This is a genomic window from Streptomyces sp. NPDC015171 (assembly GCF_043079545.1).
GTDB lineage: Bacteria > Actinomycetota > Actinomycetes > Streptomycetales > Streptomycetaceae > Streptomyces.
The window spans coordinates 108,216-123,184 of sequence record NZ_JBIBUO010000005.1 but is presented as its reverse complement, the minus strand read 5'-3'; the positions used below and the strand labels follow the sequence as shown (position 1 = coordinate 123,184).

Annotated in this window: 14 protein-coding genes and 1 tRNA gene; 8 read left to right on the top strand and 7 right to left on the bottom strand. The window is 73.0% G+C overall.

Annotated elements, in window-relative coordinates; genetic code table 11:
• Positions 1 to 178 precede the first annotated feature (178 nt).
• On the top strand, positions 179 to 754 hold the full coding sequence (locus tag ACF073_RS15780) for a TerD family protein (protein WP_020940795.1): 576 nt from the start codon (positions 179 to 181) through the stop codon (positions 752 to 754).
• Positions 755 to 901: 147 nt separating this feature from the next.
• On the opposite strand, the gene ACF073_RS15775 is transcribed toward ACF073_RS15780, so the two are convergent.
• Positions 902 to 2,293, bottom strand: a complete 1,392-nt coding sequence (locus ACF073_RS15775; protein WP_392070226.1) for a M1 family metallopeptidase — start codon at positions 2,291 to 2,293, stop codon at positions 902 to 904.
• A gap of 733 nt (positions 2,294 to 3,026) precedes the next feature.
• On the opposite strand from ACF073_RS15775, the gene ACF073_RS15770 reads away from it, so the two are divergent.
• The gene (locus ACF073_RS15770) at positions 3,027 to 3,527 is read left to right on the top strand and encodes a hypothetical protein (protein ID WP_392070224.1); all 501 of its coding nucleotides are present in this window, start codon (positions 3,027 to 3,029) and stop codon (positions 3,525 to 3,527) included.
• A gap of 72 nt (positions 3,528 to 3,599) precedes the next feature.
• Here ACF073_RS15770 and ACF073_RS15765 read toward each other — a convergent pair whose 3' ends face one another.
• Positions 3,600 to 4,292: a pentapeptide repeat-containing protein gene (locus ACF073_RS15765; RefSeq protein WP_392070222.1), complete on the bottom strand. Its 693-nt coding sequence runs from the start codon at positions 4,290 to 4,292 to the stop codon at positions 3,600 to 3,602.
• A 180-nt stretch (positions 4,293 to 4,472) separates the two neighbouring features.
• Here ACF073_RS15765 and ACF073_RS15760 point away from each other — a divergent pair, with 180 nt between their 5' ends.
• On the top strand, positions 4,473 to 5,453 hold the full coding sequence (locus ACF073_RS15760; RefSeq protein WP_392070220.1) for a zinc-binding dehydrogenase: 981 nt from the start codon (positions 4,473 to 4,475) through the stop codon (positions 5,451 to 5,453).
• Between the two features lie 109 nt (positions 5,454 to 5,562).
• Here the strand turns inward: ACF073_RS15760 and ACF073_RS15755 are convergent, their stop codons facing one another.
• Positions 5,563 to 6,969, bottom strand: coding sequence for an NAD(P)/FAD-dependent oxidoreductase (locus ACF073_RS15755; protein WP_392070218.1), 1,407 nt, complete (start codon positions 6,967 to 6,969; stop codon positions 5,563 to 5,565).
• 10 nt (positions 6,970 to 6,979) lie between these two features.
• A complete protein-coding gene (locus tag ACF073_RS15750; RefSeq protein ID WP_392070216.1) occupies positions 6,980 to 7,633 on the bottom strand; it encodes a rhomboid-like protein in 654 nt (217 codons plus the stop codon).
• Between ACF073_RS15750 and ACF073_RS15745 the strand changes: the two genes are divergently transcribed.
• Positions 7,632 to 8,549, top strand: coding sequence for an aminoglycoside phosphotransferase family protein (locus tag ACF073_RS15745; RefSeq protein ID WP_392070214.1), 918 nt, complete (start codon positions 7,632 to 7,634; stop codon positions 8,547 to 8,549). The two genes, ACF073_RS15750 and ACF073_RS15745, sit on opposite strands and share 2 nt — an antisense overlap.
• A gap of 96 nt (positions 8,550 to 8,645) precedes the next feature.
• Positions 8,646 to 9,068 (top strand): DUF5958 family protein, encoded by a 423-nt coding sequence (locus tag ACF073_RS15740; RefSeq protein ID WP_392070212.1) that lies wholly within the window; start codon positions 8,646 to 8,648, stop codon positions 9,066 to 9,068.
• Between the two features lie 27 nt (positions 9,069 to 9,095).
• Here ACF073_RS15740 and ACF073_RS15735 read toward each other — a convergent pair.
• Positions 9,096 to 9,169: transfer RNA gene (locus ACF073_RS15735), tRNA-Thr, on the bottom strand.
• Between the two features lie 232 nt (positions 9,170 to 9,401).
• Between ACF073_RS15735 and ACF073_RS15730 the strand changes: the two genes are divergently transcribed.
• The 3 genes from ACF073_RS15730 (at position 9,402) to ACF073_RS15720 (ending at position 12,028) form a co-directional block, all read left to right on the top strand.
• A complete protein-coding gene (locus tag ACF073_RS15730; protein ID WP_392070211.1) occupies positions 9,402 to 10,538 on the top strand; it encodes an ABC transporter ATP-binding protein in 1,137 nt (378 codons plus the stop codon).
• 193 nt (positions 10,539 to 10,731) lie between these two features.
• Positions 10,732 to 11,196: a hypothetical protein gene (locus ACF073_RS15725; protein WP_392070209.1), complete on the top strand. Its 465-nt coding sequence runs from the start codon at positions 10,732 to 10,734 to the stop codon at positions 11,194 to 11,196.
• A 100-nt stretch (positions 11,197 to 11,296) separates the two neighbouring features.
• On the top strand, positions 11,297 to 12,028 hold the full coding sequence (locus ACF073_RS15720) for an NDP-sugar synthase (RefSeq protein WP_392070207.1): 732 nt from the start codon (positions 11,297 to 11,299) through the stop codon (positions 12,026 to 12,028).
• 99 nt (positions 12,029 to 12,127) lie between these two features.
• Here the strand turns inward: ACF073_RS15720 and ACF073_RS15715 are convergent, their stop codons facing one another.
• Positions 12,128 to 13,798 (bottom strand): DoxX family membrane protein, encoded by a 1,671-nt coding sequence (locus ACF073_RS15715; RefSeq protein ID WP_392070205.1) that lies wholly within the window; start codon positions 13,796 to 13,798, stop codon positions 12,128 to 12,130.
• 182 nt (positions 13,799 to 13,980) lie between these two features.
• On the bottom strand, positions 13,981 to 14,922 hold the full coding sequence (gene rlmB, locus ACF073_RS15710) for a 23S rRNA (guanosine(2251)-2'-O)-methyltransferase RlmB (RefSeq protein WP_392070204.1): 942 nt from the start codon (positions 14,920 to 14,922) through the stop codon (positions 13,981 to 13,983).
• Between the last annotated feature and the right edge of the window lie 47 nt (positions 14,923 to 14,969).

The following is a 14,969-nucleotide window of genomic DNA, read 5'->3' as shown; positions in this document are numbered from 1 at the left end:
CATCCCATGTTCCCGGTCCGGCGCGGTGTGCGTCACCTGGATTTCGGGCTCGGTAAAAAAGGTAAAGGGATCCGGAACCACGGGGACCCCCCTCGACGTTGTCCCGGGTGACGGTAGCTTCGTCGGCACAGATGTGCACGTATACGCACGGGTATCCAAAAGGAAGGGACTCCCAATCATGGCTGTAAGCCTGTCCAAGGGTGGCAACGTCTCGCTCACCAAGGAGGCTCCGGGCCTGACCGCCGTCACCGTGGGCCTCGGCTGGGACGTCCGCACCACCACCGGCACGGACTTCGACCTGGACGCGTCCGCGATCGCGGTGAACACGCAGGGCAAGGTCTACTCGGACGCCCACTTCGTGTTCTTCAACAACAAGCAGACCCCGGACAACTCCATCGTCCACACGGGCGACAACCGCACGGGTGAGGGCGCGGGCGACGACGAGGCGATCAACGTCAACCTGGCCGCGCTCCCGGCCGACATCGACAAGATCGTCTTCCCGGTCTCCATCTACGACGCCGAGAACCGCGGCCAGAACTTCGGCCAGGTCCGCAACGCCTACATCCGCATCGTCAACCAGGCCGGCGGCGCCGAGATCGCGCGCTACGACCTGTCCGAGGACGCGGCCACCGAGACGGCCATGGTCTTCGGCGAGCTGTACCGCAACGGCGCGGAGTGGAAGTTCCGCGCGGTCGGCCAGGGCTACGCCTCGGGCCTGGTGGGCATCGCCCAGGACTTCGGTGTGAACGTCTGACGCACGCCGGGCGATCGGCGCGGGGGCCCGCCCCGCGCCCGCGCGCGGCCCCGGGCGGCGGCACCCCCGCGCCCGGGGCTCTGTGCCCTACCGAGCCTTCCGTGCCTTCCGTGCCTTCCGCGTCTTCCCTGCCCTCCGTGCTGTCCGTCACGGACGGGCCGGCTTGCCGTCCCCGTACAGCCAGTCCTTCCAGATGCGGCTGAAGTCCTTGTCCGGGGCCATCTTCTCCACGTACGCGGTGAACTCGGCGGTGTCGGCGTTGCCGTGGCGGTGGGCGGCGGCCCAGCCCTGGATGATGTCGTAGAAGGTGTCGTCGCCGGTCTTCTGGCGGATCTTCTGCAGGACCATCGCGCCCCGCTCGTATACGGGGCTGTCCGAGATGTGCGCGGCGCTGGACGGCCTGGCCGGCGGGAAGGCCCAGATCGCCTCGTGGTCGCCCTTGTAGTAGTCGTCGAAGGTCTCCTGGGCGGAGGGCCCGCCGTGGTCCTCCGCGTACAGCCACTCCGCGTAGGTCGCGAAGCCCTCGTTGAGCCACATGTCCCGCCAGGACTCCGGGGTGACCGAGTCGCCGTACCACTGGTGGGCGAGTTCGTGCACCAGGGTCGAGGTGTCGGGGGCGCCGGGGAAGACCGGGCGGTTCTGGGTCTCCAGGGCGTAGCCGGCGGAGTGCGGCGGGGCGACGACCGCACCGGCGGAGGAGAAGGGGTACGGCCCGAAGTTGTACTCCTCCCAGTCGAGTATGTCGGGGATCTTCGCGAGCACCCCGGCGCTCGCCTTGGCCTGCGAGGGGTCCACCGCGGTGAGGACGGGCAGCCCGTGCGGGCCGGTGCTCCGCTTGATGTCGTAGTGGCCGATGGCGACGGCGGCGACATAGCTCGCCATGGGCTGGGCGGTGTGCCAGTGGTAGGCCGTACGGCCGCCCTTGTCGCTCTGCTCCGTCAACTCGCCGTTGGAGACGGCCTGGAGGCCCTTCGGGACGGTGACCGCGATGTCGTAGGTCGCCTTGTCCGAGGGGTGGTGGTTGCCGGGGAACCAGGCCATGGAACCGACGGGTTCGCCGAGGGCCAGCGCTCCGTCGCCGGTCGGCAGCCAGCCCTCCTCGGCCCCGTCGGGGTCGGTGACGGTGTGCGGGGTGCCCGAGTAGCGGACGGTCGTGCGAAACGTTTCGCCTTTGGTGAGGTCGTCGTGCGGGCGGACGGTGAGTTCCTGTCCGCTGCGGTTCCAGCGGGCGTCCTCGCCCTCGACGCGCACCGAGTCGACATGCAGCCCGGTGAGGTCGAGGTCGAAGGCGGACAGGTCCTTCGTGGCCCGCGCGGTGATGACCGCGGTGCCGGTGAGATGCCGGGTGGCCGGGGTGTAGTCCAGGGTGAGGGCGTAGTGGCCGACGTCGTATCCGCCGTTGCCCGCCTTCGGGTAGTACGGATCACGGACACCGGAGCCACCGGGGGTGCCCCGCACCCCGCCGTCGCACGCGGTACCGGCCAACGCGAGGGCGAGGACGCCGGCGACAGCCGGGACAAGACGCACGGATCTGGACATGTCAGCGATCTTAGGCGAACGGGAGCCAAGGGGGGCGGGGTTCGGGGGCCGGAGGTCAAGGGGCGAGGTTCCGGAGGGGCGGGGTTCGGCGGGGAAGGGGTTCCGCCCGGCCGGGGGTCGGGGGGCGGGAGTCAGGGGGCGGGAGTCAGGGGAGCGAGGGCCAGGGGGTGAGGTTTCCGGAGGGGCGGGGTTCGGCGGGGGCGGGGCGAAGCTTGAGGCTGGGCCGGCCGGGGCGGGGGCCGGGGGGAGCGGGCCGATGGCCAGGGCGCCGGGAACGGGTGGGGTGAGCGGACCTGGCGCAGCGAAGGGACCGGGCGAGCCAGCGGACCAGGCGCAGCGAAGGGACCGGGGCCGGGGGCGGCAGGCCGGGATCCGGGCCGCCGGGGGCAGGGCCGGGGCCTGCGGACCGGCGGGGTGGGGTCGGCGGACCGGGCTCCCGGCCGCCGGCCGGGGCCGGGGACCCGCGAGCCGACAACCGCGACCGGCAGGCCCAGCGGCCGGACCGGCAGGCCGGAATTCCGGCTGAGATCCGGAGCCGGGGTCGGGATCGGGGTCGGAGCCGGGGTCGGGGCCGACAGGCGTGACCGGCGGACCGCAGTTCCCGGGCCGACAGCGGGGGCCCGGGATCCGGCAGCCGGGGCCGGTCCGCCAGGGGACTGGATGGTCGAGGGTCAGGGGCAGGGCCTGTGCACCGGAGGCCGAGGTGTTCGTGGCGGCGTGACACCATCTCTCCGTGCTCGACATCGGCTATGCCCTCTCCAACCGGTTCCCGGACCCGCCGCAGACCGACTACCGCCGCGCGGACGTGCACGCGCTGCGGCACGACCTGTTCTGCGGGGACGTCTATCTCGCGGACACCGAGACCGACCGGGAACTGTCCACAGCCTGGGGATGGGTGCCGGTGCTGGACTTCGCCTGGGCGCTGTGCGACATCGCGGAACGGCTCGACCGGGACCCGATGGGCTCCCGCGCCGCCCGCCCGCAGCGGGCGGAGCTGGACTTCACCGAGTCCACCGACCGGCTGCTGTTCGAGCGCCGCTTCGGCTGGGTCGACATCACGTCCGACTGGACCCCGGCCGAGGAGAAGCCGCTCTCCTTCTCCCATGCCGAGCTGCGCCGCGAGGCCCGCGACTTCCTCCACGATCTCCTCGCCGACCTCGTCGACCTCCACGAGGACCTGGCGGACAACCCGGCCGTCTGGACGCTTCAGGCTCGCTTCCCGCGGGTGCCGTGAGGCCGCGGGACGTCCCGCACGGTCACGGGACCGCAGGGCCTCCCACAGCGCTCCCCGCCCTCGCCTCGCGACTCAGCCCTCGACCCTGATCCCCAGCTCCGCCGCCAGTACCGGCGCCAGGTCCAGCAGCTGTCCGGTGCTGATCACCGCACCCGACAGCCGGTCGAGGCCGCGGGCGATCTCCAGCGGGGCCGCGCCGCGCAGGTCCACGTCCGCCAGGGTCGCCCCGCCGAAGTCCGCGCCCTTCAGCGCGCAGTCGGTGAACTCCACCCGCTCCAGCCGCGCACCCGCGAAGTCCGGCTCGACCAGGACACAGGACTCGAAGACGACGTCCTTGAGGCGGGACTCCCGCAGATTCAGATAGTCGATCTTGCCGCCCCGGATCACGACCCGCTCCAGCACCGCCCCGTGCAGCTGCGTGCCGCCCAGACGCGGCTCGACCAGCTCGACGTCGCGGAACGTGGACTCGGCGAGCCGGGTGCCGACACCGCGCAGCCCGGTCAGCACCGAATCCAGCACCCGGGCCCGGCCCAGCGCCGTCTCGTCCAGCGCGCAGTCCGTCAGCGCGCAGTCCATGAACCGGGCGCCCACCGCGTCCTGCCCGGCCAGGTCCAGCTCCCGGAACTCCAGCCCGTCGTAGTCGCCGTCCGGCTCCAACTCCTCCTCGGCCCAGGGCCGAAGCGGCGGCAGCCGCACCTCCGGCCGTCGCACGCCCCGCCCCTGCGCCCGGCCCGCTGGCCGGCTTCCGCTCGCTCGCCTCACCATGCGCCCATGCTGCACCCCGCCACTGACAGTCGCCGGGGCCGGCCGCCCTTGACCTCAACCGCGCTTGAGGCCGAAGGGTGGTCCCACCACACGTCCACCGCGGCGAACCGGCGCGCGAAACCGGTGCGCGAAACCGGCGCGCGGAACCGGTGCGCCGAACCGTATCCCTGGGGGGTCTCCATGCACGCCGTCCGCCTGTACGCCTTCGGCCCGGCCGAGAACCTGACCTACGAGGAGATCCCGGATCCGGACCCGGGCCCCGGCCAGGTGCGGATCGCGGTCGCCGCCGCCGGGGTGCACCTGATGGACGCGGCCCTGCGCGCGGGCAACCGGGGCCCGGCGCCCGAGCTGCCCGCCCTGCCGACCGTGCCCGGCCGGGAGGTCGCCGGCGTCGTGGACGCGCTCGGCGACGGCGTGGCCGGCCACTGGCTCGGCCGGCGGGTGGTGGCCCACCTCGGCTTCGCCCCCGGCGGCCACGCCGCGCTCGCCGTCACCGGCACCGAGCGCCTGCACGACGTCCCGGACGGCGTCGACCCCGCCACCGCCGTCGCCATGATCGGCACGGGCCGTACGGCGCTGGGCATCGTGCGGTTCGCCGAGCCGGGACCGGAGGACGTGGTGGTCGTACCGGCGGCGGCGGGCGGCATCGGCACCCTGCTCGTGCAGTACGCCAAGAACGCCGGCGCCCTCGTGGTCGGGCTCGCCGGCGGCCCGGCGAAGACCGCCCGCGTCCGCGCGAACGGCGCCGACCTCGCCGTCGACTACAGCTCCCCCGACTGGCCCGCCGAGGTCCGCGCCGGGCTCGGCGCGAGGGGCGCGGGGCCCGCCACGATCGTCTACGACGGCGTCGGCGGCCAGGCCGCCCGCGAGGCCGTCGCCCTGCTCGGCCCCGGCGGCCGGCACCTGGTCTTCGGCTGGTCGGCGGAGGGCATCGGCCAGGGCCGGGGCCACTTCGTGGAGGGCGTCTCCCAGTCCGTGCTCGGCCCGGCCATGCTGCGCGCGGCGGGCGGCCTGCGCACCCTGGAACTGCGCGCCCTCGACCAAGCCGCCCGGGGCCTGCTGCGCCCGGCCGTCACCCGCTTCCCGCTCGCCCGGGCAGCCGCCGCACACCGCGCGCTGGAGCGCCGCGACACCGTGGGGAAGGTCGTACTGGAACCGTGAGAACGCGGAACGCGCGCCCGGGGTGCGACACGGCTCCCGCGCATCACCGCCACCGAGCGCCGCCCCGCCGGAAGCCCCGCCGGCCCCCGCCGCCGGACCCGGCGGCGCCTCAGTGCCGGCCCGCCACCCGGTCCGCCGCCTTCGCCAGCCGTGACGACTCCGTGCCGGGGTGCAGCCGTTCGCGCTGGTCGGCGGCGCGATAGGTGGCGTACATGCCCTGGACGCCCAGCCAGCGCAGCGGCTCCGGCTCCCACTTGCGGACCTTGTGGTTCACCCAGGGCAGGTCCGTCAGCTCGGTCCGGCCGCCCTGACCGGAATCCCGCTGCACCAGGTCCCGCAGGGTACGGGCGGCGAGATTGGTGGTGGCGACGCCGGACCCGACGTACCCGCCGGCCCAGCCGAGGCCGGTCGCGGGGTCCAGGGTCACCGTGGCGCACCAGTCGCGCGGGACGCCGAGGACACCGGACCAGGCGTACTCCACGCCCACCCCGGCGAGCGACGGGAAGAACCGGGTCAGGATGTCCCGGAGCGCCTCGATCGTCGCCTGCTGGGTGCGGCCGTCGTTGTCGGTGCGCGAGCCGAAGCGGTACGGCACCCCGCGCCCGCCGAGCGCGATGCGGCCGTCGGCCGTGCGCTGGGCGTACATGTACGCGTGCGCCATGTCCCCGAGCGTCTCCCGGCCGCTCCAGCCGATCGCCGCCCACTGCTCCTCGGTCAGCGGCTCGGTGGCGATCATCGACGAGTTCATCGGCAGCCACGTCCGCTTCTGCCCCTTCAGCGAGGCCGTGAAGCCCTCGGTGCAGCGCAGTACGTAGGGGGCGCGGACCGTGCCGTACGGCGTGACCGCGTGCTTGGGCCTGATCTCCGTCACCGGCGTCGACTCGTGGATGGTCACCCCGAGCCCCTCCACGACGGCCGCGAGCCCCTTCACCAGCTTCACCGGGTGCAGCCGGGCCCCGTGCGGGGTCCAGGCCGAGCCCACCGCGTCCGCGACCCGGATCCGCTCGGCCGTCTCCCGGGCGCCGTACAGCTCCCGGTCCTTCTCGCCGTACGCCAGTTCGTGCGCGTGGAACGCCTTCAGCCGCGCCAGCTGCGCCGGGGTCGTGGCGACTTCGAGCACCCCGCCCTTGTGCACATCGGCGTCGATGCCCTCCGCCCGGGCGACCTCGATCACCTCGGCCACCGTGTCGTTCATCGCCTTCTGCAGCCGTACGGCGGCCTCCTGGCCGTGCAGTTTCGCGTACCGGTCCCGGCCCGCGATCCCGTTGTACAGCCAGCCGCCGTTGCGGCCCGAGGCGCCGTACCCGCAGAACTTCTGCTCCAGCACCGTGATCCGCAGGAAGGGCGCCGCCTTCTTCAGGTAGTACGCGGTCCACAGCCCCGTGTACCCGCCGCCGACGATGACGACGTCGGCGGACGCGTCCCCCGGCAGCGGCTCCCGCACCGCGGGAAGACCGTCGTCCGCGTACCAGAACGAGATGCCACCGTTGACGACCCTGCTTGCCGAGCTGCTCATGGCCGGGACGTTAACCCCTGAACCCGGCCAGTGTCTCCTTCGGATTCCATGCTTTTCCGCGCCCCCTGACCAGCGGATAGCAGGCCAGTCCGATCAGTGCGGCGAGGAAATGCCCGAAGTCGGTGAAGGTCGGCGCGTCCGTCAGCGGCAGCCCGAAGACGATCAGCACCGCCGCCAGATAGGCGTACCGCCAGGGCGCGGCGAGCCGGTACCCGAGCACCGCGATCACCCCGGCCAGCGCGTAACTCACCCCGATGTCCAGGGTGTTGACCGCCGCGTACGGGGCCATGTCCTTGCGGATCGCCGCCAGCAGCATGGCCTCGCTGATCAGCGAGGCCAGCACATGGGCCAGCGCGCACACCGTCAGCCAGCGGAGCGTGCCGAGCCGGCGCTCGGCCGTCGCGTGGAACACCGTGTACAGGAAGGCGTACGGCACCCAGTGGCCGCCGTCGATCCACATCGCGCTCGCCACCAGCGCACGGACCGGGTTGCGGGACAGCTCATGGATGTTCGTGGACCGCTGGCGCAGGAAGTGCTGCTCGAACTCCGGAGACATGTGGTGCAGCGCGACCGTCGTGACGAACAGGACGCCCAGCCACACATAGGTGCCGGGAGCACCGCGGACGTACCGCCACACCGCGTCCAGGCCCCGGTCAATTCGCATGACCCGATTCACGCACGCCAGTATCGTCCCATTCGTGATCGACATTCCGGGTGAGCTGGCAGCGGCGCAGGAGACGTACAACGGCACCCGGGGGCGGGCCTTCATCGCGGCGCTCCCCGACCTCGCGGCCGGCTTCCTCGACCGCTGGCGGCTGCGGATCGACGGCCCCTCCCTGCACGGCGTCAGCGCCCTGGTCCTGCCGGTCGTCCGCGCCGACGGCCGCCGCGCCGTGCTCAAGCTCCAGCTCCGGGACGAGGAGAGCGAGGGCGAACCGGTCGCGCTGCGGATCTGGGACGGCGACGGTGCCGTCCGCCTCCTCGACCACGACCCGGACACCGGCACCCTGCTCCTGGAGCGCCTGGACGAGACCCGGATGCTGGCCGCCCTTCCCAGCACCCGCGAGGCGGTCCAGGTCATCGCCGGCCTGCTGGCCCGGCTGACCTCCGTCCCGGCCCCGCCCGGCCTGCGCCGGCTCGGCGACATCGCCCACGCCATGCTGGAACAGACCCCCTGGGCGCTCACCCGCACGCACGACCCGGAGGTCCGCCGGCTCGTCGCCGACTGCGCCGCCGCCGTACGCGAGGTCGTGCACGAGCCCGGCGACCGGCTCCTGCACTGGGACCTGCACGACGAGAACGTCCTCGCCGCCGACCGCGCGGACTGGCTCGCCATCGACCCCAAGCCCCTGGCCGGCGACCCCGGCTTCGAGCTGTGGCCCGCCCTGGACAACCGCTTCGACGCGGACGAGGTCGTCTGGCGCTTCGACGCGATGACCGACGTCCTGGGCCTGGACCGGGAACGCGCCCGCGCCTGGACCCTGGGCCGCCTCCTCCAGAACGCCCTGTGGGACGCGGAGGACGGCCGCCCGACCGAGCCCCGCCAACTGGAGATCGCCCGCCGCCTGCGCCCCCGATGAAAGGACCGCCGCGGTGGCACCGGAGCACGCGAAACCCTGCTGCTCGCAGGCGGCCGTGCGCGTACCGTCGATCTGAACCATGGGGGGTGGACGTCTGTGCTGTACGCACACGAGGTGGTCCTGAACGAACTCGCACAGGGGCTCAGACCGGTGTCCGAAGGCGTCGCGTGGTTCGAGGGCCTCTCGGAGGACGACCGCCGAAGGGTCCTGCACGCGCTGGTGCTGTTCTGCGGGCAGGCCCGCGCCCGCGAGGAGGACGTGCCGGAGAGCATCGCGCGTTCCGGCATCCGCCCCACTCACACGCCGGCGGTGATGCTCACGAAGTGGCGCTTCGGAATGGAGGCGCTTCCGGCCTACGAACTCACCAAGTCCTTCCGCCTGCTCCTCGCCCTCTTCAGCATCGCCGACACCCGCAGGCGGACGCTGCACTGCGCCGGCGGATGTACCCACGCGTGGCACAACCTGCCGGATCCGCCCGGCGCCGCCGCAGGCTCCGCTGAACGGCGGAAGAGCACCTAGGGACGTCCCCAGGTGCTCTTCCGAGAGAGCCCCCTGTCGGATTCGAACCGACGACCTACGCATTACAAGTGCGTTGCTCTGGCCAGCTGAGCTAAGGAGGCCCGCACGCGCGCGTGGCGCGTCTGCGCCTGTGCAGTGTACCCACGTCCCGGTGCGGCTCCTCGAAAATTTCCGCGAAGTTCACGGGGCTCCAGGTACTGACATGGCGGGTGAACGCCAGGTACCGTCCTGATCCAGTTCACCCGTGCGGATGACGCCGGGCGGACTGCGTCACCACCTTCCTACAACGGATCGTCCGGCACGTTCCTGCCGGTAGAAGGGGGCCCATTCACCATGGCCACTGTCACGTTCGACAAGGCGACCCGGATCTACCCGGGTTCCACCAAGCCCGCCGTCGACGCGCTGGAGATCGCGATCGAGGACGGCGAGTTCCTCGTCCTGGTCGGCCCGTCCGGCTGCGGAAAGTCCACCTCCCTGCGGATGCTCGCAGGTCTCGAGGACGTCAACGCCGGCGCCATCCGCATCGGCGACCGGGACGTCACACACCTGCCGCCCAAGGACCGGGACATCGCCATGGTGTTCCAGAACTACGCGCTCTACCCGCACATGACGGTCGCCGACAACATGGGCTTCGCGCTCAAGATCGCCGGCGTCAACAAGGCGGAGATCCGGCAGAAGGTCGAGGAGGCCGCGAAGATCCTCGACCTCACCGAGTACCTGGACCGCAAGCCGAAGGCGCTCTCCGGCGGTCAGCGCCAGCGTGTCGCCATGGGCCGCGCGATCGTGCGCGAGCCGCAGGTCTTCCTCATGGACGAGCCGCTGTCCAACCTGGACGCCAAGCTCCGCGTCTCGACGCGTACGCAGATCGCGTCCCTGCAGCGCCGCCTCGGCATCACCACCGTCTACGTCACCCACGACCAGGTCGAGGCCATGACGATGGGCGACCGGGTGGCCGTGCTCAAGGACGGTCTGCTCCAGCAGGTCGACTCGCCGCGGAACATGTACGACAAGCCCGCCAACCTCTTCGTCGCCGGCTTCATCGGCTCCCCCGCCATGAACCTGGTCGAGGTCCCGATCACCGACGGCGGCGTGAAGTTCGGCAACAGCGTCGTCCCCGTCAACCGCGAGGCGCTGAGCGCCGCCGCCGACCGGGGGGATCGCACGGTGACCGTCGGCGTGCGCCCGGAGCACTTCGACGTGGTCGAGCTGGGCGGCGGGGCCGCCACGTCCCTGTCGAAGGACAGCGCGGACGCCCCGGCCGGTCTCGCCGTCTCCGTGAACGTCGTCGAGGAGCTGGGCGCCGACGGCTACGTCTACGGCACCGCCGAGGTCGGCGACGAGGTCAAGGACCTGGTCGTACGCGTCAACGGCCGCCAGGTCCCGGAGAAGGGCGCCACGCTGCACGTCGTGCCGCGGCCGGGCGAGATCCACGTGTTCTCCACGTCCACGGGCGAGCGGCTGTCCGACTGACCCCCGGCCGACAGATCGGCGAGCGGGCCCCGCGGTCTCACCGCGGGGCCTTTCGCATGGCGTGAGATACCCCGGCACAGCGATCATTTCGGGCGGCGGCCGTCAACCCCTTACCCAGAAAGCGGCGCCCTCTCATCCCCCATAAGGGTGACTCAATGTCTCCAAATCATCACTGGGCGCTACCCTCACACGCGTGAAGCACTCCACCACCCCTCAGACGCGACGCGGCCACCGGGGCGGCCCTGCCCGCCGGATCGGCCGTACCCTCGCCCTCGTCCTGCCCGTCTTCATGGTGCTCTCCGGGACCCTCGCGGTCACCCGGGTGAACTGGACGGGGAGCCCTTCCAGCTCGGTGCTGGCCGCCTCCGACGTCTCGTCCGCGGAGGTCACCGCCAAGAAGGCGGCCGCCCGCGCCCCGCAGGACGTGCTGCGCGACCAGCTGATGACCGAGCTCCAGCACCACAACCCGGGGGTGGTCCTGACCCACCTCCAGCAGGCCGTCAGCCAGCGCCCCTCGCTGGCCCGGCACTGCTCCTCCCTCGCCCGTGCCCTCGGCCGGGCCGCGGTGCGCATCTACGGCGCCCCGCGCGCCCAGTCGTACGCCCGCCCGGTGTGCGACACGGCCTTCGCCTCGGGCGTCCTGGCAGCGCACAGCTGAGTCCCGGATCGGCCGGCTTCCGCCGGGAAGCCGGTAACGGCTCCGTGAGGAGCGCATCACCCCCGGCACACCCCGGTGGGGCGCCACGTACAGTGCGCTCATGACCCATCCGAGCGCCGCGTCGCGCCCCACTCAAGCAGTGGTCCTGGCCGGTGGCCAGGGCTCCCGGCTGCGTCCGTACACCGACGACCGGCCCAAGCCGATGGTCGAGATCCCCGGTACGGGCACTCCGATCATCGGCCACCAGCTCACCTGGCTCGCCGAGGAAGGCGTGACGGACGTGGTGGTCTCCTGCGGCCACCTCGCCGACGTCCTGCAGAAGTGGCTGGACTCGGCCGACCTGCCCGTCTCCGTCACCACCGTCGTGGAGAGCGAGCCGCTCGGCCGCGGCGGCGGACTGCGGTACGCCGCGGCGCGACTGCCCCACCCCGACCAGCCCTGGTACGCCACGAACGGGGACATCTGGACCCGGTTCTCCCTCAGGGACATGGCCGACTTCCACACCGAGCGCGACGCGCTCGCCACCCTGGCGCTGGCCCGCCCGCGGATCCCGTGGGGCGCGGTGCAGACCGACGGGTTCGGGCACATCACCGACTTCATCGAGGCACCGCCGTCGACGTTCGAGATCAACGCCGGTGTGTACGTGTTCTCGCCCGAGTTCGCCGCCCTGCTGCCGGAGCGCGGCGACCACGAGCGGACCACCTTCCCCCGCCTCGCCCGCGAGCGGAGGCTCGCCGGGTTCCCCATCCCGCAGGGCGCGTACTGGCGGGCCATCGACACGGCCAAGGACCTGACGGAAGCGGCCAAGGAACTGGCGGCCCTGGGGCGGTAGCCGCTCCGGCCTCCTCCCCGGGCCGACCGGTGGCCCCCACGGCCGACAGGGCCCCGTACCTTCGCGGTACGGGGCCCTGTCGCTCGCGGTCCGGGTCCGTCAGCCCAGCAGTCCGCCCACCAGGCCCGGCTGGCCCGTGGAGGTGCTGCTGCCGCCGCCGCCCGAGGACGAGCCGCCGCCCGTCGCGGAGCCGCCGGTGCTGGTGCCGCCCACGCTCGTCGGACCCGCCGTCGTGCTCGGGGCGCCGCCCGTCGGGGGCGCCTGGCGCGGCGGGACCTGGCCGGAGGTGCCCCGCGTCTGGCTGGGCGTCGTGACGGCGGTGCCGGCGCTCTGGCTGGCGCCCGGGGTCGTGGCGGCCCCGCTCGGGCTCGCGCCGGCCGTGGCGCCGCCCGTGGGCGAGCTGGGGGCCGTCGGGGTCTTCTGGTGCCGCTTGCCGGGCTCCTGCGGGAGCGGGGAGCCGGGGAGCTGGTTGCGGGGCGCCTCGCCGGGCCCGGGGACGACCACGCGGCTGGAGTCGCGGACCGCGCCGCCCAGCAGGGAGCCGATCAGCAGGGTCAGACCGACCGTGACGACCGTGATCAGCGCGCCGCGGCGCAGCACGTACTGGCGCAGCTCCCAGATGTCGGAGCGGGGGCCGAGCCGGCGCCAGGCGCTGCCCGCGAGGCGGCCGTCCACGGAGTAGACGGGGGCGCCGGCGATGATCAGCGGGGACCAGGCGGCGAGATAGATGATGTCCGGCGCGTCGTAGGCCGGGACGGTCTTCCAGCTGACCGTGACGATCAGGGCGGCGGAGAGCAGCACGCCGACGACCGCGGCCACCCGCTGCCAGCAGCCCAGGATGGTCAGCACGCCGACGACGACCTGGAGGAAGGCGATGACCAGGCCGGAGCCGACGGGATGCTGGAGGGCGAACTGGCGCAGCGGCTCGGCCACGTCCCAGGGGTGCAGCGTGTTGAGCCAGGTGACCATCGAGCCGCGCTTGCCGCCGTCGAAGTAGACGGGGTCGCACAGCTTGCCCATGCCGGCGTAGATGGAGATGAAGCCGAGGAAGACGCGCAGCGGGAGGAGGACGACTCCGAGGTTCAGCCGGCGCCCGGGGTAGTAGGCGTGCCGGGCCGGGTCGTCGCCCTGGCGCCGTGCGATGCGCTGACCCTCGGCATCGGGGTCGGGGTCGGGGTCGGCCGGGTACCTGTCGTACGGCTCGTAGCCGGAGTCCGGGTGGCCGGGGTCGTCGTCATAGGCGCCGGTGGCCGTGCGCATGTGCGGCAGCAGGCGGGTGCCGTCCGCTTCGGCGGCGGTGCGCTGGTGGCCGACGACGGGCGTCTCGACGGTCTGGTCGAGTTCGTCGTAGGTGTCGGCGTAGCCGGTCTGGACGCGCGGGATGACCCGGGTGGCGCCGCCCTCGGGCTCCTCGGCGTGGCGGACGCTGCTGCCCCGCACGGCCTGGAGGAGCCGGTGGGCGCCGGTGTCGTCGGGGGCGGACTTGCCGCTCCACACGACGGGGCGGCGGCGGCCGGCGGCGCCGGCCCGGCCCGCCGTGCCCACGACGGGCATCCGGGCGGTGTCCTGGGCGGCACTCAGGTGCCGGGCGATGCGCGGGGATCGGGTGTGCTGGGCCGTCGCGCCCAGCTGCACGCGGAAACTGGCGTGGTTGACGATGACCTGCGCCGGATCGCTCGGCACCTTCACCATGCTCAGCGCGGGAACGTCGTCGTATCCCGACGAGCGGTCCCCCGTGGGTGTGCGGGGTGTTCTGGTGTCCACACTCATCTAACCGAGTGACGTGGTGTTAGGACACTGCTTTGGCTGAGCGGATGTGTCCGGACCCCGTCAAAGCCGCCCCGAACACCACGAGGACGTCTGAATCACCTCGCAAGGGTGAAGATCCGGGCGGAGGTTCGACTCCGCCCGGACCGTCGGCCGGCCACGCCCGCGCGTGACCCGCCCCCGCGTCAGCTACGGCCGCGCGCGGCCTCGTACAGCACGATGCCCGCGGCCACACCGGCGTTGAGCGACTCGGCGCCGCCCGGCATCGGAATGCGCACCCGGTAGTCGCAGGTCTCGCCGACCAGCCGGGACAGGCCCTTGCCCTCGCTGCCGACGACGATGACGACCGGGCCGCCCAGGGCCGCCAGGTCACCGAGCTCGACCTCGCCGTCCGCCGCGAGACCGACCACCGTGAGGCCGGCCTTCTTGTAGGACTCCAGGGTCCGGGTGAGGTTGGTGGCGCGGGCGACCGGCGTACGGGCCGCCGCACCGGCGGAGGTCTTCCAGGCACCGGCGGTCATGCCCGCCGAGCGGCGCTCGGGGACGATCACACCGTGGCCGCCGAAGGCGGAGACCGAGCGGACGACGGCGCCGAGGTTGCGCGGGTCGGTGACCCCGTCCAGGGCGACGACCAGCGGGTCCGCGCCCTCGTCGGCGGCGGCGTCGAGCAGGTCCTCCGGGTGCGCGTACTCGTACGGCGGGACCTGGAGGACCAGGCCCTGGTGGTTCAGGCCGTTCGTCATGCGGTCCAGCTCGGGGCGCGGGGCCTCCATGAGGTTGATGCCGCCGCGCTCGGCGACGAGCTGGAGGGCCTCGCGGACGCGCTCGTCGTTGTCGATGAACTGCTGGACGTAGAGGGTCGTGGCGGGGACGCCCTCGCGGAGCGCCTCGACCACCGGGTTGCGGCCGACGACCAGCTCGGACGTCGACCTGCCCGCGCCCCGGCGCTGCGGCGGGCGGCCCTGCGCGCGGCGGGTCTTGGCGGCGGCGGCGCGCTGCTTGACGTGCCCCTTGCGCATCTCGGCGGGCGGGGTCGGACCCTTGCCCTCCAGGCCCCGGCGCCGCTTGCCGCCGCTGCCGACCTGCGCGCCCTTCTTGCCGGACATGCGGCGGTTGTTCGCGGCCATGACCTACCTGTTCTCTGCGGCGGCGCCACGAAAAGGCACCGCGGATA

Excerpts from the sequence above, each read along its gene's own strand:
- ACF073_RS15780 (WP_020940795.1), top strand. The coding sequence starts at position 179 with ATGGCTGTAAGCCTGTCCAAGGGTGGCAACGTCTCGCTCACCAAGGAG.
- ACF073_RS15775 (WP_392070226.1), bottom strand. The coding sequence starts at position 2,293 with ATGTCCAGATCCGTGCGTCTTGTCCCGGCTGTCGCCGGCGTCCTCGCC.
- ACF073_RS15765 (WP_392070222.1), bottom strand. The coding sequence starts at position 4,292 with ATGGTGAGGCGAGCGAGCGGAAGCCGGCCAGCGGGCCGGGCGCAGGGG.
- ACF073_RS15760 (WP_392070220.1), top strand. The coding sequence starts at position 4,473 with ATGCACGCCGTCCGCCTGTACGCCTTCGGCCCGGCCGAGAACCTGACC.
- ACF073_RS15755 (WP_392070218.1), bottom strand. The coding sequence starts at position 6,969 with ATGAGCAGCTCGGCAAGCAGGGTCGTCAACGGTGGCATCTCGTTCTGG.
- ACF073_RS15745 (WP_392070214.1), top strand. The coding sequence starts at position 7,632 with ATGACCCGATTCACGCACGCCAGTATCGTCCCATTCGTGATCGACATT.
- ACF073_RS15750 (WP_392070216.1), bottom strand. The coding sequence starts at position 7,633 with ATGCGAATTGACCGGGGCCTGGACGCGGTGTGGCGGTACGTCCGCGGT.
- ACF073_RS15730 (WP_392070211.1), top strand. The coding sequence starts at position 9,402 with ATGGCCACTGTCACGTTCGACAAGGCGACCCGGATCTACCCGGGTTCC.
- ACF073_RS15720 (WP_392070207.1), top strand. The coding sequence starts at position 11,297 with ATGACCCATCCGAGCGCCGCGTCGCGCCCCACTCAAGCAGTGGTCCTG.
- ACF073_RS15715 (WP_392070205.1), bottom strand. The coding sequence starts at position 13,798 with ATGAGTGTGGACACCAGAACACCCCGCACACCCACGGGGGACCGCTCG.
- rlmB (WP_392070204.1), bottom strand. The coding sequence starts at position 14,922 with ATGGCCGCGAACAACCGCCGCATGTCCGGCAAGAAGGGCGCGCAGGTC.